Annotated in this window: 16 protein-coding genes; 1 reads left to right on the top strand and 15 read right to left on the bottom strand. The window is 41.3% G+C overall.

The genetic code is table 11. The annotated features are described in order from the left end of the window. Positions 1-33 precede the first annotated feature (33 nt). The 15 genes from ftsA to JOC54_RS03700 form a co-directional block, all read right to left on the bottom strand. A complete protein-coding gene (ftsA, locus tag JOC54_RS03770; RefSeq protein ID WP_204464563.1) occupies positions 34-1,332 on the bottom strand; it encodes a cell division protein FtsA in 1,299 nt (432 codons plus the stop codon). Between the two features lie 313 nt (positions 1,333-1,645). Beyond that, complete coding sequence (locus JOC54_RS03765; RefSeq protein ID WP_204464561.1) at positions 1,646-2,410, bottom strand: cell division protein FtsQ/DivIB; 765 nt, start codon at positions 2,408-2,410, stop codon at positions 1,646-1,648. 184 nt (positions 2,411-2,594) lie between these two features. Then, entirely contained in the window at positions 2,595-3,692 is a 1,098-nt protein-coding gene (gene spoVE / locus JOC54_RS03760; protein WP_035421779.1) for a stage V sporulation protein E, read from the bottom strand. 105 nt (positions 3,693-3,797) lie between these two features. After that, entirely contained in the window at positions 3,798-5,153 is a 1,356-nt protein-coding gene (gene murD, locus JOC54_RS03755) for a UDP-N-acetylmuramoyl-L-alanine--D-glutamate ligase (RefSeq protein WP_204464558.1), read from the bottom strand. Continuing rightward, positions 5,150-6,127 carry a phospho-N-acetylmuramoyl-pentapeptide-transferase gene (gene mraY, locus JOC54_RS03750; protein ID WP_035421775.1) on the bottom strand — a complete coding sequence of 326 codons (978 nt, stop codon included), beginning with the start codon at positions 6,125-6,127 and terminating at the stop codon, positions 5,150-5,152. The genes murD and mraY overlap by 4 nt, the downstream gene beginning before the upstream one ends. A gap of 3 nt (positions 6,128-6,130) precedes the next feature. Next, the gene (locus JOC54_RS03745) at positions 6,131-7,498 is read right to left on the bottom strand and encodes a UDP-N-acetylmuramoyl-tripeptide--D-alanyl-D-alanine ligase (RefSeq protein ID WP_204464556.1); all 1,368 of its coding nucleotides are present in this window, start codon (positions 7,496-7,498) and stop codon (positions 6,131-6,133) included. Continuing rightward, on the bottom strand, positions 7,495-8,958 hold the full coding sequence (locus JOC54_RS03740) for a UDP-N-acetylmuramoyl-L-alanyl-D-glutamate--2,6-diaminopimelate ligase (RefSeq protein WP_035440542.1): 1,464 nt from the start codon (positions 8,956-8,958) through the stop codon (positions 7,495-7,497). Before JOC54_RS03740 ends, JOC54_RS03745 begins: the two co-directional genes overlap by 4 nt. 72 nt (positions 8,959-9,030) lie before the next feature. Beyond that, positions 9,031-10,965 carry a stage V sporulation protein D gene (locus JOC54_RS03735; protein WP_204464554.1) on the bottom strand — a complete coding sequence of 645 codons (1,935 nt, stop codon included), beginning with the start codon at positions 10,963-10,965 and terminating at the stop codon, positions 9,031-9,033. A 145-nt stretch (positions 10,966-11,110) separates the two neighbouring features. After that, positions 11,111-13,321, bottom strand: coding sequence for a penicillin-binding transpeptidase domain-containing protein (locus JOC54_RS03730; RefSeq protein ID WP_204464551.1), 2,211 nt, complete (start codon positions 13,319-13,321; stop codon positions 11,111-11,113). Between the two features lie 46 nt (positions 13,322-13,367). Further along, complete coding sequence (locus tag JOC54_RS03725; protein WP_035421773.1) at positions 13,368-13,709, bottom strand: septum formation initiator family protein; 342 nt, start codon at positions 13,707-13,709, stop codon at positions 13,368-13,370. Positions 13,710-13,723: 14 nt separating this feature from the next. Then, a complete protein-coding gene (gene rsmH, locus JOC54_RS03720) occupies positions 13,724-14,662 on the bottom strand; it encodes a 16S rRNA (cytosine(1402)-N(4))-methyltransferase RsmH (RefSeq protein WP_035421771.1) in 939 nt (312 codons plus the stop codon). Positions 14,663-14,685: 23 nt separating this feature from the next. Continuing rightward, positions 14,686-15,117 carry a division/cell wall cluster transcriptional repressor MraZ gene (gene mraZ, locus JOC54_RS03715; RefSeq protein WP_035421769.1) on the bottom strand — a complete coding sequence of 144 codons (432 nt, stop codon included), beginning with the start codon at positions 15,115-15,117 and terminating at the stop codon, positions 14,686-14,688. Positions 15,118-15,269: 152 nt separating this feature from the next. Further along, positions 15,270-16,892 (bottom strand): bacillithiol biosynthesis cysteine-adding enzyme BshC, encoded by a 1,623-nt coding sequence (bshC, locus tag JOC54_RS03710; RefSeq protein WP_204464544.1) that lies wholly within the window; start codon positions 16,890-16,892, stop codon positions 15,270-15,272. A gap of 79 nt (positions 16,893-16,971) precedes the next feature. Then, a complete protein-coding gene (locus JOC54_RS03705; protein WP_204464542.1) occupies positions 16,972-17,352 on the bottom strand; it encodes a DUF3397 family protein in 381 nt (126 codons plus the stop codon). After that, complete coding sequence (locus JOC54_RS03700) at positions 17,349-18,242, bottom strand: 2-dehydropantoate 2-reductase (protein WP_204464540.1); 894 nt, start codon at positions 18,240-18,242, stop codon at positions 17,349-17,351. Before JOC54_RS03700 ends, JOC54_RS03705 begins: the two co-directional genes overlap by 4 nt. A gap of 161 nt (positions 18,243-18,403) precedes the next feature. On the opposite strand from JOC54_RS03700, the gene JOC54_RS03695 reads away from it, so the two are divergent. Then, the gene (locus JOC54_RS03695; RefSeq protein ID WP_035421070.1) at positions 18,404-18,904 is read left to right on the top strand and encodes an N-acetyltransferase; all 501 of its coding nucleotides are present in this window, start codon (positions 18,404-18,406) and stop codon (positions 18,902-18,904) included. Positions 18,905-18,918: the final 14 nt, after the last annotated feature.

Raw genomic sequence — 18,918 nt, 5'->3', positions numbered from 1 at the left:
CCCTAACCAGGCTGGCTAACAGCTTTATCGTATTTAGTCAAAAAACGTTTTAAACCACGATTTCACTTTTGATTCTTTTTTTTCTTCAGGCTGCTTCGCTTCCTGCTTTACTTCTTGTCGCTTACTTCTTTTCGTTACCTGTGGTTCGGGTTCACTTTGTCCATCAGCAAGTGAAAATGCCGCTGCAATTTCTTTGCCTTGAACACGCCCATTTTTATGAGCAAAGTGAATTAACCCAATGCTAACTGTATATCTAGGTTCACGTACACCTATGTAATTTGGAATCGCTACTCTGATGTTACCTTCAAGCATATCTTTTGTCAGTTCTAACACACCTGGAAGCATAACCGCTCCACCAGTAAGTACAAAACCACTTGGAAATTGTCTAAAACCAAGGCGCACAAGTTCTTTTGCGCTCATTTCAATAATTTCTTCGACTCTCGGTTCAATAATTGTAGCAAGCTCTAATTGCGTAATCGTCTCTCTTTCGTTTGAGCCGATTTTCTGAATTGTAATTTGCTCTTCAGATGATGCCTCATTTACAAATGCATGTCCATGCTTGCATTTCACTCTTTCGGCTTCCTCTGTTGTTAGTTTAAGACCAACAGCAAGATCATTGGTAATATGGTCTCCACCGATTGGTAGGACGGACATGGCGGCTAAAGCCCCTTGTTCGAATACCGAAACAGTTGTTGAACCACCACCAATTTCAATAACGCATACTCCTAAGCTTTTTTCGTCTTTGGAGACGGCAACAGAACCAGCTGCAAGAGAGTTTAAGCAAATTTCAGCAACGGACAATCCTGCGCGCTCAACGCAGCGTAATACGTTGTGTAGAACGGTTTTTGAGCCCGTAATCATCGTTCCTTCTACTTCTAAGCGAACGCCAATCATTCCCCGAGGATCTGTAATTTCATCTAACCCATCAACAATAAATTGCTTTGGTATCACATCAATAATTTCGCGCTCTGGTGGGACCGAGACAACTTGCGCAGCATCAAGTACACGCCGAACATCCTCAACACCGATCTCTCGGTCATTGCTCGAAACCGCGACTACTCCATGACAAGGCGTTAACTCAACATGACTACCGTTTACACCTACAACAACTTGCTCAATTCGAATACCGACCATGCGTTCAGCTTGATCAACCGCTCGCTTAATTGATTTAACAGTCTCATCTATATCAACGACTGCTCCCTTGCGGATTCCTTCTGAAGGAACACTGCCGACGCCAAGAATATTAATTGAGCCTCCAGCAACTTCCGCAACAACTACTTTTACGGATGATGTTCCAATATCTAAACTTACATATGTTTCATTACTCACCAATGGCACCTCCTCATCTGCACAGTCATGGTGTTTTCAGCACGAGTTCATATTTTCATTACATAACAAGTATTCAACAAGCTCTAATAGAATCCTCTAATTCTTATAACGTCTTATGTACAGGAGCTTTTTAAGACTCTTAAGCTTTAGTCTACACCAAGTTGCGAAAGGTGAAAAGACAAAACCTTCCGCTGTTTTACATTATTTGTTTCATATTCTCGAAAATGAAACTGTCCAAGCGGGACACGATGCACTTCAACGATGCCTTTAACCTTGATTTCACACACCACTCAACCGCAAAAATCGATCAAAATGCCTACTCTTGATTGATCTCATTTTCTTTGAAATAGGGACTCATTTTCATATATAATACCCCGCCTTCAACTGAATCAAGCTCTTCATGAACTTGTGGATAAGGTTGCATGTAAGTCGCGAATGAACGAATTTCAGTGCGAACTTCTGTCCCATCGTTCATATAGAGCGTTAATTCTTCTGGCGCTTGCTCTGTTGGGGTAAATACAATTTCTGAAATGCGGTTAACAATTTCTGGAGCAGTATGAATTAACTCTTCACCTAGAAGGGCTAATAATTCTTCTTGTTCTCCAAATTGTGTCAAGATAGGTGCATCTCCTGCGAGCTGATTGTTTTGAACTGGATCAAGCGTTTTCCCATTTTGCAAAAGGGGAAAATACCCTTCTTTAGTAGATACATACCCAACGCGCGGATACTCTGTCACGTTGACAACAACCGTTGATGGCAGCTTTCGTTCAATTGTAGCCTCTTGAATTTCTGTTGTCTGTTCAAGACGTTCCACACGATCTGCTTCTGCTAAATTCCAAATGTTCAAACCTTCTTCAAGTCCACTTTCATCTAAAATAACTTCATCAGTCACTAATTGATTACCAGTTATTGTAATGGTCTTTACTTCACTTAACGGACTTTGGAAATAAACAAGCAACACGAGCAAAGAAAAAAACAGGATTACAAATCCTAATAAACGTCGGTTAGCCTTGCGTTTCCGCTTTTCCTGTAAGGTCGGGATTCGTTCGCTTACCGAAACAACTTTTTCATCTCGACTCACATTTCTTCCTCCAAACTAAACCAATATCATGAATCTTCAGCGGATCAAACATTTCCATGACTTATTTCCATTCCCTCTTGTTCATAAACATAAACGTCATTCTCTATCTAATTTTCTTCATTCTAGCATGAAAATCCTGTTTTACTCTAGTTAAAACAAAAAAAGAGAGTGTACCTATCACTCTCTATCTTGCATGACGACTTATATTTAAGAGAACACCTATTGACATAAGCATTAAAGTGAGGGAAGATCCTCCGTAACTAAGCAAAGGTAATGTGATACCTGTAACGGGCATTAAACCTGTAACAACACCAATATTTATCATTACCTGAATCGCAATCATTGTCACTATTCCAACCGCAAGTAAACTTCCAAACATATCGGGTGCCCCTAAGGCAATACGTATTCCGCGCCAAAACACGATTGAAAATAATAGAAGCACAATCAAGCCACCTAAAAAACCCATTTCTTCAGCCAGTATTGCAAAGATAAAATCGGTTTGCGGCTCCGGTAAATAAAAATATTTTTGTCTACTTTCCCCTAAGCCCATACCAACTAGCCCACCTGGACCAATGGCTAAGAGCGATTGAATGATTTGAAATCCACTGTTTAGTGGGTCACTCCATGGATCTAGAAACGATGTAATCCGTTGAATACGATAAGGAGCACTTATAATTAAAGCTACAAATCCTCCGATACCAAGTAGCATTAAAAAAAGATAATGTTTGATTCTTGCTCCTGAGATGAAAATCATCGCTACACAAGTTCCCACCATGACCGAGCCAGTTCCAAGGTCTGGCTGTAGCATGATCATCGCAAAAGCAATCATCACAAAACTAAGTGCTGGCAAAAGTCCTTTTTTAAACGAAACGATCCTTTTTTGGTGGACAGCTAAATAATTGGCCAAGAAAACGATCATGGCAATTTTCATAAATTCCGAGGGCTGAATTGAAAATGCACCGACACCAATCCAGCTTCTTGCTCCGCCCCTTACTAGCCCTACACCTGGAATTAAAACTAAAACAAGTAAAATAAAACATATAATAAGAATTACTTTTGAGTACGTTCTCCAAGTCCAGTAATCAATGCGAGTAATAAACAACATTAATAGAACACCAATTGATCCAAAAAATAGTTGGCGTTTTGCAAAAAACCAAGCATCATCGAATCGATAAGCAGCCCAAGCTTCACTCGCACTATAGACCATAATAAGCCCAATCGTCAGTAAACCGAGTGTCGCAAGAAGCAAAATATAATCTGGCGCTGTTTTTTGCTTATCCATCATCCACCTCAACATATAAGACATCTATCTCCACTATATGTCTTGGGCTTATAAAACATGTCCACAAAAAAAGACTTGCTGTTTACCAGCAAGCCTTGATAACGATTATTTTATTTTCGTGGCACGTTGTACTGTTTCTAAAAAGGCATCTCCCCGTACTTCAAATGAACGGTATTGATCCCAACTCGCACAAGCTGGTGAAAGCAAGATAACTTGTCCCTCGGTAGATCCAGCCAACGCTTTTTTTGTAGCATCTTCGACATTATCTGCCTCAATGATGGTAACACCTGCTTTTTCTCCTAAGGAAACCAGCTTTTCTCTCGTCTGTCCGAAAGCTACAAGCACCTCAACATGAGAAAAATCAGGCAGTAACTCATCAAATTCATTGCCGCGATCAAGTCCACCCGCAATTAATACGATTGGTTTAGTAAAAGCCGATAACGCCGCTTTAGTCGCGAGTATATTCGTTGCTTTTGAATCGTTATAAATGAGGCGATTTTGCCATTCACCAACAAATTGCAATCTGTGCTTCACGCCTTTAAACGTTTTTAACACATGCTGAATTTGTTTATTTGTTCCACCTGCTAATTTAACAGCAGCAACAGCAGCAAGCATATTCTCAACATTATGAGCCCCAGGTAAAACAACTTCATTTAGCTCGATAATGACCTCTTCTTGAAAATAAATCTTTCCTTGGTCAAGATAAGCACCGTTCGTCAGCTTTTCTTTTGTTGAAAAAGGAACAAGTTTTGCATCAGTATGTTTAGCTGCCTCAGCAACCGTTACATCATCAGCATTGTATACCAGTGTTTCATCTTTTGATAAATTTTGCATGATTTTCGCCTTAGCTGCAACATAATCATCACGCGTCCCATGATAATCTAAATGAGCGTCAAAGATGTTCAGCCAAACTGCAATCTTTGGTCGAAAGGCTTCTGTTCCCATTAATTGAAAACTAGATAATTCGACTACGATAACATCATTTGCCGTTGCAACTTTAGCAACATCCGTCGCTACCGTCCCAATATTTCCGGCGACTAGCGGTTTACGTTTGCTATTCTCAAGCATCTCAACGATTAAAGTGGTTGTCGTCGTTTTACCATTGGAACCAGTTATCGCAATCATCTCAGCCTCGGAAATGCGGTACGCAAGCTCCACTTCCGTCCATACGGGAATACCACGACTGGTCGCTTCCTTCACAAGAACATTTTGATAGGGAATTCCTGGATTTTTAATTAATAGATCGATTTCTTCAAGTAAATAAAGTGGATGACCGCCTGCTACAACCCGAATACCTAGCGCTTCAAGTTGGCTCGCCTCATCATTTTCTGAACGTTCTTTACTGTCATTAACCGTTACGCTGGCACCGAGCCTATGCATCATTGTTGCTGCTGCAACGCCGCTTTTGGCCAAGCCTAAGATAAGTATTTTTTTCTGATGAAATTCCGTTAGTTGCTTCATGTTAACCAAACTCCAATATAAATTCCCATGATCGCAAAGACCATTCCAACCATCCAGAACGTTACAACAACGCGCCATTCAGACCAGCCAGATAATTCATAGTGGTGATGAAGTGGACTCATTTTAAAGACTCGTTTTCCTGTTGTTTTGAAAGAGATAACCTGAATGATAACGGAAAGTGTTTCAATAACGAATACACCGCCAATGATAATAAGCATAAGCTCCATCTTCGTTAAAATTGCAATCGCCGCGATCGCCCCTCCGAGCGCCAGCGAACCGGTGTCACCCATAAAGACTTTAGCAGGATGAGCATTAAAAACGAGAAAGCCTAATACTGCACCAGTGATCGCAGTTGAGAACAAAGCAGCGTCAATATACCCCGTGCTCCAAGCGACAATAGCAAATGCACCAAATGCAATTGCTCCTGTACCTGCAAGAAGTCCATCTAATCCGTCGGTTAAGTTAACGGCATTGCTCCCCGCAAGTAGCATGACGATAATTAAGATTGGATAAAACCAGCCTAGTTCTAAACCAAGTTCCGTACCTGGTATCGAAACAAATGTATCTAAACCAATGTTGAGCAATCCAAGATAAAAAAGCCCGGCAATAACTAATTGACCAACTAGCTTTTGCTTCGACGTCAAGCCTTGGTTGTGCTTTCTAGCTACTTTTAAATAATCATCAACGAAACCTACTAGACCATAACCGATCGTAACAAGCATTAAGAGCACCAGCTCCATTGTGAATTCTGAAAAACCGAATCCAATTGCAAGAGAGGTTAATAAAATTGAGAGGACGATGACAATTCCACCCATTGTCGGTGTTCCACTTTTCTTTTGATGCGATTTCGGACCTTCTTCTCGAATGCTCTGACCAAACTTTAAACGCCTTAAAAAGGGAATAAATAGAGGTGATAAAATAACTGCTGCCGCAAACGAGAGAAGGAGAACGAATAATAACGTCCATTCTTCCATTTTTTAATGGCCTCCTTCATTGACAGCCGATAACACTTGCTCCAGCTCAAGACGACGAGAGGCTTTTAGCAATACAACGGTGTCTTTATTTAAATAGGGTTTTAAGTAATGCGCTGCATCTTCTACAGACTGCACTTCATATAGTTTAAGAGATTGAAGCTGCTTACGTTCAATCGCATCGTATATCCAACGCGCTTTGTCTCCGACACAAATAACAGCCTTAAACGAATCGTTAATTCCTTCAGCAATGCTCTCATGTAGCTCTTTCTCATTCGTCCCAAGCTCATAAATATCGCCGAGCACAAGAACACGGTCACGATAATGCGTCATCTCTTCAATTGTTTTAATTGCGGCAATCATAGATGTTGGATTCGCATTGTACGCATCATTTACAAACAACGAACCATTTGGTCCACTAACTTGTTCAAGACGCATCCCACTCACTTTTAATGATTGTAAGCGACTATTTATTTGTTCGTTATCAATCCCTAATTGCTGAGCAACCCAGATGGCGTAAGCGACATTTTTCACATTATGTTTGCCAAGCATTGGCAGCGACCAGCCATCATAACCAGCAAAACAGAATGAATACCCGCTCTCAGTTGCTTGAAGATCTGTAATTGGCTCTGACACTTGATCTCCAAAGCCAACCGACTTCTTCTCTGGCATAATATATGCGTCAAGTAACGGCTCATCTCCGTCAACGAGCACCCAATGCTCCTTAATAAGCCCTTCAACAATCTCCATTTTCGCTTTTGCAATTCCTTTTCGTGACCCTAAGAACTCAATATGAGCTTCACCGATATTGGTCACAATCGCTGCATTTGGCTCAGCAATTTTGGACAATTTTTCTATTTCGCCAAAATGATTCATGCCCATTTCGATTACAGCAAACTGACAATCGGACGGCATCGCTAGTAATGTTAACGGCATCCCTATGTGATTGTTAAGGTTCCCTTCCGTTTTGTGAACATACCCTTTTCCACCAAGAACGGTGTAAACCATGTCCTTTGTTGTTGTCTTTCCATTTGAACCAGTAATGGCAATAATAAATGGATCAACCTGTTTCCGGTAAACCTTTGCCAACTGTTGCAGTGTGTCTAACGTATCTGCTACAAAGTATAACTGGAAATCAGCCGGAAGATTAGTCGGCACAGGCTCATCTTCTTGCCATAAGGATGCAACCGCACCCGCTTCAATGGCACCCGTTACATAATGATGGCCATTAAACCGCTCGCCAACTAATGGGATAAACAACGCTTGCTCGACGCGCTTTCTTGAATCCGTTGTAACGCCACGAAATTCTATTTCCTGATTCGTTAAGCGTACTCGACTCGCTAGAGGTTCAATTATACGTGAATGTATGCTCATTGGACTCGCTCCTTTAAAACCGCTTGAGCTACTTCTCGATCATCAAAATGAATCCGCTCTCTGCCGATTTCTTGATACGTTTCATGGCCTTTACCCGCAATCAAGATAATATCACCAGGCTGGGCTTGTTTAATTGCATATTCGATTGCTAACTTACGATCTTCAATCATCTGATACTGATCTTGATCAAGCGCAGCCGTCATGTCTGCAAGGATCGCGCTTGGTTCTTCTGTCCTGGGGTTATCCGATGTGAAAATCGTTTCGTCTGCGTATTGAACAGCAATTCTGCCCATAACTGGACGTTTCGAAGCATCCCGATCACCACCACAGCCTACAACAACGCGAACTTGGTTTTCAGCAAACTCTTGCACAGTCTGAAGAACATTTTCCAAGCTGTCTGGTGTATGAGCATAGTCAACAATAACGGTAAAATCTTGACCCGCATCAACTGGTTCAAAACGGCCAGCAATTCCTGTTAGCTGTTCGAGGCTTCCTTTAATTTGCTTAAGTGTCAGACCTGAGTTATACGCAGCAGCAGCGGCGGCTAGCGTATTGTAAACATTAAACAAACCAATTAACTTCAGCTGAACGTGAATTGATTCACCGAACACGACGAGTTTAAAGGATGTTCCTGCTGCCGTAACTTTGACATCTTTAGCTTGAACATCTACTTTTTTCTTCATACCATACGTGATGATATCAGCTGTCGTCATGTGAATTAAGCGATCACTCGCTGGATCATCTGCATTGATAATGGCACATTTTCCTTCATAGGTGTTTCCAAGCTGAGAGAATAATAAACTCTTTGCATATAAATAGTGATCCATCGTTTCATGATAATCAATATGATCTGGCGTTAGGTTTGTGAAAATAGCGGTATTAAAATCACAGCCCCTTACTCTGCCTAAATGAAGCGCATGTGAAGAGACCTCCATTAAAGCTGTTTCAACACCATGCTCATGCATGGAATGGAACCGTTGCTGCAATACCAATGATTCTGGCGTCGTGTTCTTCGTTTCAATAACCTCGTCACCAATTTTTGTGTACATCGTTCCAATCAAGCCTGTTTTCTGATTAGCGTCTCTAAAAATCTGATCAAGGATATGGGTGACGGACGTTTTTCCGTTTGTCCCCGTCACCCCAATTAGTTGTAGCTTTTTAGTTGGTTCGTCATAAAAGCGGTTTGCTAACTTAGCCATTGCCCGCTTTGTATCCGGAACAACAATAACCGGAATGGAGAGAGGCAATGGACGTTCTGCAATAATGGCAACCGCGCCTTTTTCTTGCGCCATCTTGGCAAAATCATGTCCATCGACAGTGTAGCCGTTTATACAGAAAAACAATGTGTTGTTTTCAACAAGCCGGGAATCCATCTCTAAATGCTCAATCTGTATTAATTCTTCTTCTTTTTTAACGGGGGTAATGCCTCTAAGGTCCTGAAGCAATTCGATTAATTTCATTTTATTGCCTCCAAAATTCAACAATCCATCACAAGCGCGATGAACAAAGATTAAAAAACACACGTCTTCATTTTAGTCGCTCTCGCTTGTTTTGTCACCCATATATACGCGGATTGTTGAATCTTTTGCAACTCGAGTTCCAGGTTCAGGTGCTTGACGGAGTACAACATCCCCTTCACCGGAAGTGCTTAACAGCAATTCATAGTGGGATTCGTGTATGTCTTTGCGCGTTCGCCCAATTAAATCTGGTACTTCTACTAACGGTTCTTCATTCCACTGTAACTCTTTTTCAATTTGACCTTCTCGCTTCTCCACACCCATCGCTTCCAAGCTGTCGCCAATAATTTTTCCAGCAATCGGTGCCGAAACAACGCTACCAAACTGCAATGTCCCTTTCGGATTGTCTATCGCTACATAAACGATTATTTCTGGATCATCCATTGGCGCGACACCAATAAACGAAACAATATGGTTGTTTTCCAGATAACGCCCATCCTTTGCTTTTTGCGCTGTTCCAGTTTTTCCGCCGACTCGATAGCCATCTACATAAGCATTTCTCCCTGAACCTTTTGCGACTACATTTTCCATTGCATAGCGGACCTCGGCAGATGTATCTGACGAAATAACTTGACGCTTCATGACGGGAGATATTTGCTCAACAATTTCACCCGTCTCATCATCAACCCATTCCTTTGCTAAATAAGGCTGGTAGAGATAGCCCCCGTTTACAGCGGCGGAAACGGCTGCGACTTGCTGAAGTGGCGTGACGGCAACCCCTTGACCAAAGGCTGTTGTTGCTTGTTCAAGCGGACCTACCCGGTCTCGGTTAAATAAAATTCCGCGCGCTTCTCCTTGAAGATCAATTCCCGTTTTTGATCCGAAGCCAAAGTCTTCAATATAGTTAAATAATCGCTCTGTTCCGAGGCGTTGACCAAGTTCTACAAAGCCAGGGTTACATGAATTTTGGACAACCTCCAAAAACGTTTGTGAACCGTGACCGCCCTTTTTCCAACAATGGAGTTTCGTCCCTGCTACATCGACATAACCAGGATCATAGAAGTGGTCATTTTCTAAATCAACAACACCTTCTTCAAGCGCCGCTGCTAATGTAATGATTTTGAAGGTTGAACCAGGCTCATACTGCATCCATACCGGTTTATTCTGATTGTAAATCTCAGCAGGAACTTCGCGAAAATTTTCTGGATTGTAATGAGGTCTGCTGCTCATTGCTAATACTTCGCCCGTATTTGGGTTCATCGCAATCGCAATCGCACCATCAGGATCATAATTTGCCTCGGCAATATCCAGTTCACGTTCCACAATTGTTTGCACCCGACTGTCAATCGTTAATTTCAAATTTAAGCCATTAATCGGGGCTTCGTACTCATCAGCTAGATTCGGCATTTTCGTGCCCTTAGCTGTGGAGAAAAACGAAACATGCCCTTTTTCCCCTTTTAAATGTTCATCGTAATAGTTCTCAAGCCCTGTTAAACCTTGGTTATCAATACCCGCAAAGCCGAGCACATGGGAAAGATAGCTCCCAAACGGATAATGACGTTTAGAGTCCTCAGCTATATACACTCCTGCAATATTAAGTGAACGCACTTCTTGTGCTTTTTCTTGCGAGAGCTTTTGCCCTTCTGGACGAAGCCAAACGTTCGATTCATCTTTCGTTAAATCTTCGTATACTTTCTGACGATCCACCTTAAGCACCGACGCCAGCTTTTCCGCAGCATCAGTTGGATCAATAATTTGACGAGGAAAGACTATAACAGATGGTGCACTAACATTAGTAGCTAACTCCACACCATTTCGATCTAAGATATCACCTCGTTTTGGTTCAAACGGAATATCCCTTCCCCAAGACTCCTCTGCCTTATCTGTTAACCACACGCCTTGTCCGAATTGAACATAGGCTAAGCGAATGCCAATGATCAGAAACACAACTAAACCAACACTTAATGCCAATAAAAGCCGTTTTCTGACCGTTACATTAGAGACACGCACGGCTTTCCCTCACTTTCTGTAAAAGAGCTATGATGGTCTAGCCTATGCTTGGCTCCTTTATTCTAGAACGGAGGTGATCCCACTCAAAAACTGGCTAAAAAAAAGAAGAACCCGATTTGCTTTTAGCAAATCGGGTTTCACTTACCTATTCATCGGACTCTGCTTCATCTTCCGTTTCCTCAGCTACCTCTTCATCAATTGGTTCACTTTCATTGTCTACCTGCATTGATTCTAACTCCATTCTCGAGCCAAACTCTATCTTGATTGATTCCCCAGGTGACACATCGGTTCCCGCTGGCGGATCTTGCTTCGTAACAAACCCACTTCCATTTGGCGTAAGTTCTAAGTCTAATGATTCAGCTACTTTTAATACATCACGATAGGACCAGCCGGTCATGTCAGGTAATGCAAACGTATTGCCATCAGTCTTAACAACAACGCGCTCGCCATTCAGCAGCTTCGCATCAGCTTGTGGCTGCTGCTTCTCAATTGTGCTTCCATCGCCAATCACAACCACTTGTTCTTCGTTTAAACCTGCTAGATTTGTAGGATGTTCACCAACGAGATCAGGCATCTCAATTCCTTGTTTCTCGGCTTCTTCTATCAGTTCCTCATCACTTGGTTCAAGATCCATATAGGACATACTCCGTTGCATCACAGCGTTAAAAATAAGAGAAACAGGGTCATTGCCAGAATCCCCTTCACTTAGCTTTGGCTTTGTGACTGAGACATAGAGCACGACTTTTGGATCTTCATACGGGGCCATGCCCATGAACGAATACAAATGCTGTCCATGACCTCTCAAATATTCTCCACCTTCAGCAATTTGAGCTGTCCCGGTTTTTCCAGCTACATCAAGTCCTTGGAGATTATATTTCTTGCCTGTTCCAAACTCGCCGTCAACAACACCACGTAACAACTCACGCGTTTGCTGGGCAGTTGATGCTGAGATCGGTTCACCAACAACTTCACTTTCTCCTTGACGTAACGTTTTACCCGCAGAGTCCTTTACTTCTTTGACAATGTAAGGCTTCATCATCACACCATCATTTGCGATTGCAGTTGCGGCTTGAATCATTTGAATGGGTGTGACGGTTGAATTTTGGCCAAATGATGTTCTGGCAGCATCTGAACGTCTTCCTGGTTCAACACGTCCTGTGCTTTCTTGATCCAAATCAACGCCAGTTCGCTCACCAAATCCAAAATCGTTTAAATAAGAATAAAAAGATTCTATCCCTAAATCTTCAAGCACAAGCTTAGAGACAAGCACGTTGGATGAACGCTGAAAACCTTCTTCATAGCTAATTTCTCCCCAACCATCGGGATTAACGTCGTTTACAGGGTTAGAATGTAAATCAATTTCATATTTACCTGACTTAAACGTGCGTTCAGTATCAAAAACACCCTCTTCAATCGCAGCTGCCACAGTAAACATTTTCAATGTTGAACCTGGCTCAACGGCATCTTGCACAGCATAATTTAAATAGTTTTCTATTTCTCCATACTGATTCGGATTAAAGCTCGGTCGATTAGACATCGCTAATATTTCTCCAGTCCGGGGATCTGCGGCAATAGCAGTCATTTTCTCAGGTGCATACTCTTCCTCTACTTGAGCCATTGCTTGCTCAAGCGCTGCTTGAATATTCGTATCAATCGTTGTATAAACATCTGCACCATCTTCAGGCATCGTAATTCGATCAGTTGCCGCCGTAAGACCACGATGAAGGCTAGAATATTCAATATGCCCATCAACCGACTCTAAATCGTCGTTAAGCCTTCCTTCAAGCCCCATATGGTTGACGCCTTCTAGAATACTCTGCTGACCGATAACATGAGAAGCAAATGTTTGCTTTGGATAATAGCGCCGGCTAGTTTCCTCAATCATAATTCCCGGAAGTTCCAATTCACTTACTTGTGTTTTTTGATTATATGTGAGATTACGCGATCCAGCACCCAGCTCAATCTGGTATCGTCCGTTATCAATTCCCGATTGGATTTGGTTTTCGAGTTGTAGTTGATCCATCCCAACAAATGGAGCCAGTGCTTCAGCCGTTGCTGCTGCGTCTTCAACGAATTGGTTTTCCCCTTGATTAGGTGATAGGACGGCAACAACATTATAAGCCGGTACGTCCTCAGCAAGGACACTACCATGTCGATCTAAAATTGAGCCTCGACTACTCTCTAAAACTTGAGAGCGATCGTATTTCTGTGCAGCCATTTCTTGAAGATCATGTCCTCTTACTTCTTTTGTTAACTGTATATAAGTCATCCGTCCAAACATAATGAGTAGCACCGTGATGAACAAGAACATTAAAAAAACCGCTCGTTTATTCGTGACTGCTCGTTTTATTTCCACCAGTTTATTCCCCTTTCTTTCGAAATAAAAAACTAGTTCAACTGAACTAGTTATGTTCCCCCGGAGACTTCATTCCCAATTCCTTCGCTTGACGCATGACCTCATATGGCGAGCTAATCTCAGCAAGTTCCGTTTTTAAGCCTTCGTTTTGCAACGTAATTGTGTTTATCTCTCTCTCCACATTTTGAATGGATAGATTCAGGCCGTATATTGTTGAATAATTATGTACAACAAAGCTCAACATTGTAAATAACACAACTGCTAAAAACCCAGCAATAACTTTCTCACCTAGTGTAATTCGCGCTCTGTAGCGAACGACTTGTTTTTCTTTTAATGGAGTTTGAGGTTGATGTTGCGGCTGTTGCATCGTTTGTTGTCTTGCGAGCATGGTTTGCCCTCCTTCTACTTATCCGCTATTTTTTCAATTGTCCGTAGCTTTGCCGAGCGTGCACGGTTATTTGCTTCAAGTTCATCTTCGGTTGCAATGATCGGTTTTCTCGTTACAAGCTTAAAAGGAGCTTGTTGATCATCTGGTATGACGGGTAAGCCTTTCGGTAAATCTGGTAGTTTCGTTTTCTCTTTAAATACTTGTTTGCACAAGCGATCCTCAAGTGAATGAAACGTAATAACAGCCATTCTTCCCTGAAGTGCTAATAACTCTAACCCGTCTATTAACGCTTCTTCAAAAGCACCTAACTCATCATTAACAGCAATTCGAATCGCTTGAAACGTTCGTTTTGCTGGGTGTCCACCTGTTCGTCTCGCTGGAGCAGGAATCGCATCTTTAATGATCTCAACTAATTCAGCAGTTGATTCGATTGGCTTTTTTTCACGAGCAGCTTCGATTTTTCTAGCAATCTGTTTCGCAAATTTCTCTTCACCATAGCGCGAGATAATAGAGAGCAATTTAGCAAAAGGCCATTCATTGACAACTTCTTTTGCTGTTAACAAAGCCGTTTGATCCATTCTCATATCAAGTGGCGCATCCTGATGATAGCTAAAGCCGCGGCTAGCTTCATCAAGTTGTGGTGAAGAAACACCCAAATCAAAAAGAATTCCGTCTATTTGCTCAATTCCTCGTTCTGCTAATTCTGTCTTCAAGTAGCGGAAATTGCTTTTAATTAAAGTGAATTTCCCTGAGTACGGTTCTAATAATTGTCTCGCGTGCGCAAGTGCTGTTTCATCCTGATCGAATGCAAATAGATGACCGCTATCTAACTGTTCAAGTATTTGCTTTGAGTGCCCAGCACCACCAAGAGTACAGTCAACATAGACACCGTCTGGCTTAATATTTAATGCTTTGATTGATTCTTCTTTTAACACCGTTGTATGTAAAAACATCATGCACCTAATTTCTATTTCTTCTAGAGGTCGAAGTCAACTAAGTTCTCAGCAATATCGGCAAATGATTCTTCAGACTCTGAAACATAGTCTTCCCAAAGCGCTTTGCTCCATACTTCCATTCGATTCGATACACCTATAACAACACATTCTTTTTCAAGCTGAGCGTAGTCTCTTAAAGGAGTGGGAACATTCATTCTTCCTTGTTTATCAAGGTCACATTCAGATGCACCAGAAAAGAAAAAGCGGGTAAATGCTCTGGCATCTTTTTTGGTAAATGGTAAATCCTTTAATTGGTTTTCTAATTTGTCCCACTCGGCTTTTGGATAAACAAACAAACATCGATCCAAACCTCTTGTGATAACGAACGGGGTTCCTAAATGCTCTCGGAATTTAGCAGGCACAATCATGCGGCCTTTTTCATCAATTGAATGCCGAAATTCACCTAAAAACATGACCTGCTAGCCTCCCCCCACTTTCTCCCCTTAACTTACCACAAAGCTCCACTTTCCACCACCTTGAACTCTACTTTTCCACAAAAATAAAAAAAAATCCTGCTACATGCCAGGATTTTAAATGATTTTTCTGTTGACAAGAGCTGACAAGTTTATAAATAAACAAGCATGTGCCCCGTTGGAATTTCATGGATTTCGTCCAACATTCTCGAAAAAATGTCTTCCCCCCCGATATTTAAAAGTGTAAATGGGTTTACAATTCGTTCTTGGGGCTGATTTAAAGGACGAAGCCACGTCAACGCTTCTTCATATTTAGTTAGTTCTGTCGCATACCGAAACTCGATTTCTTTTCTCATACGATTACGCAGAAATTCGATTTGATCTTCAATAAATGCTTTATTCTTTATACTCATGTCATGCAGCGTTGGACTCATTTCTCCAGCTAACTCTCGAAAAGGGAGGTGTGCTTTTTCAAATGCAGCTAACGTTTGATCAGCGACCGCTTCAATTTGAAACGAGTGCTGACTCTCTAACCAAGACTGCTTTAACGCTTCACCTTTTCCCATTAAATAATCGGTCACTTGTTCTTCTTTCGAATATATATGCCGCTCCACTTGTCGAGGAATGAACGTGACGGACAATCTTGGCAATACAGGGGTTAACTTGAATTCAAACGAGCTAAACACATCTTTCAACGTTGCCCAGTAGGCAAGTTCTCCTGGACCTGCTACAAAAGCTACTGTTGGCAACAACCATTCCTGCATTAATGGTCTCGTTACTACATTGTTACTAAACCGCTCAGGATGCTCCTCAACTAATTGAAGCAGCTCTTCTTTCGAAAACGTTGCTGACGTATCTTTAATGAAGAATTGACCGTCTTCAAAATCAAGCCGACGTCTTTTATTGTCAAGCTTATAAAATAAATGGGCATTGCTGGCGTCTGTTCCAATCGGTTTCGCATAACCCTTTCTCACAAAATTCTCTTCACCCAGAACTTGTTTTTGCTGCAAAAGGGGCATCTTTTCTATTATTTCTTTAAAGAAAGGTTGTTCAATTTTTCGTAAAGATTCATCCCCACTATCTAAATAAAGCAGGCCCTCATCTTTGAAAAAATGGTGCATAACGTGTAAGAAGAAATCGCTATACGTTTTTGCGTCTTTTGCAAAAGCAAGCGTTGTTTCTTTTAATCGTCTGGTTTGTTTCGTTTCAGCAAATCCTTTAAAAAATTGATTAATTAGCTCAACTAATTCACCCTCAGGTAGCTCTTTATCCGTAGCTGATTGACCATTCGCTTCATCATGGAGCATTTTTTTACTCCAAGCTAGATCCTTAGTGGTATAAACAAAGCGAATCTCATCCAGATCATGGTCTTCCCCAGCAATCCAAAAAAGGGGGACAACAGGTACATCAAGCATTTGTTCATACTGTTTAGCCTGAACAATAGCGGTCATTGCTTTATAGACTGTGTATAAAGGTCCTGCTAAAATGCCTGCCTGCTGTCCGGTAACAACAACAGTTGCATTTGCTTGTTTTAGTTTATGTATTTGTTCCATACACGCTTGATTATTCGGTAAGGTCTGATGTGTCTGTTCAAGCAAACTAACTAATTCTTCTTTATGTGAAAAGGAGCGCTCACTCAAATCATTTCTTCTCAGTTCTAACCAACCATTGTCACTTGGCATGTATGAAAACAGATCACTCAGTTGATCTGCATTTACTATATAATCAGCTAAAACACCTGTTAAGCTGTCGTTTCCTAGCTCCTCTATTCTCATGACGCAATCTCCTCATTCTACAAATGACATAGTTCTGTTTCATAATAGCAAAAACAGTCCTCACAACCAAATAAGTTGCTTAATGAAACAAGTAACTGACGACAATGCTCGTAAGGAATAGACTATACACTGTGGTTGCGCTAAGAAAGCACAGCCTCCAGAACATTTTTCCTTTTTGATTTGCAGCTGCCGTAGGGCTAATCCATTGTATAAAAAAAGCAAGCAGGACAGCCCATACAAACATCCCCAGTCCCATTAAGAATAAACCGTACGTAGGGAACAAATAATGTGCATAAATAAATAGAGCAAGAATAAAAAATGGAGTTGAATAGTCAAAGGCTGTTCGCAAAGCAATTTGATTCGGTTTAAATAGCCTCAAAGTAAGATAAACACAAAGTAGGACGAAAAAAGGCAACACGACCGCAGTTGCAATTAAGTTTGACAACAGTTGAATAATCATACTGAACTACCTACCAATTGCTCATAAGCATTTGTTAATTTTGGCGTGCCAATTCTTTTTTCATGACCTCTTTTTAGAACATACCCCACAATGGCATCAAGCTCTAGTTTTCTGCCTCGTTTTAAATCAACAAGCATTGAAGACTCATTAGCGGCCGTTTTTAAGCAAACACTCAACACATATTCCCACATCTGTTCCATATCGCCACGTTCTAAAACATTCATTACTTCTATAAAATATGCGTGCATTTCTTTTTGATAGATGGGGTTCGTTCGTAACTCTCCATTTTTAACTTGTAAGATTGCCGTCAATGGATTGATACATACATTTACCACAAGTTTGTCTTCAAGCATTTTTTGGTAACCATCCATCCACACCACATTCAGATTAGAAAAGGGAAACAGAGTCTCTACTTCCTTATTAGATGATGAGACTTGCTTATTCCTATAGACAGCCATTTTCAATTGTCCAATTCCCCTCACATCAACAACTGCTCGATGGTCGTGCTTATATAAACCGTATTCCATAACGCCTAAATAGACTGAAGAAGGAATAGCAGTCAATTCTTCTAGATGATCCATCCCATTTTGGACAAATAACCAGCTGCAACCTTTCTGCCATAATAGTTTAAATTGTTTAAGCACATTGCTAACATGATACGACTTCACGGCAACAATTACGAGGTCAAACGTTTCGTTTTCGTTTAACTCATGTTTCGCTTCAACTGGTGTTATGTTTGACATCCGACCTGTTAAAGTAATGCCCTCTTTATTAATGACAGATGCACTTGCTTCCGTTCGCGTAAATACGGTAACGCTTTGCCCCGCTTTTTGGCAGGATGCCGCCAAAAACAATCCGACCGCTCCGGCACCGATAATAGCAATTTTCACTTATTTCCCTCCACACATTGACGAATGGACCCATTGTATCACACTATTGTGCCTTCTTATGATCAGCAATTAACAAACATTTTTGTTTTTAATGCGCTTTCAGCTTATTTGTAGTAATATAGGGGTGTAAATCCCATTGGGCATAGGAGGATTCAGTCATAATGATTAAAGTCGAACGATTACTCATCAATTACAAAACACTAGAAGAGTTCCGCCATTTCAGAGAATTCGGTGCTGCTGAATTATCAATGAAAGATGATTTAAATGAGAGTATGATTGAGAATGATAGTGAGTCACCTTTTTACGGCATTTACTATGGAAAGAAGCTTGTAGCACGTATGAGCCTCTATCGTATCGATGGAAATTTTGATAAATACTTTGACCCACCGCAAGACTATTTGGAACTCTGGAAACTCGAGGTACTGGAGCCTTATCGTGGTCAAGGCTACGGTCGAGCATTAATCGATTTTGCCAAGAAATTTGATTTACCAGTAAAAACTAACGCTAGACAAAGCACAGGCGAATTTTGGTCTAAGCTTGGCTTTGAACCGATTACGTATAATGAACTGCGCGATCGCGGGGAAAGCCCGTATGTTTGGTTTCCTTCCGGGGTTCAAGAACAAAACGCTAAGAAAACAAATACAAAACAAACTGCCGAATAAAAACAAGCCGCTAC

Origin of the sequence: Shouchella xiaoxiensis (assembly GCF_016907895.1) — a bacterium.
Classification (GTDB): Bacteria; Bacillota; Bacilli; order Bacillales; family Bacillaceae_D; genus Shouchella; species Shouchella xiaoxiensis.
The sequence above is the reverse complement of the archived record's forward strand: the minus strand, read 5'-3'. Positions and strand labels throughout refer to the sequence as shown.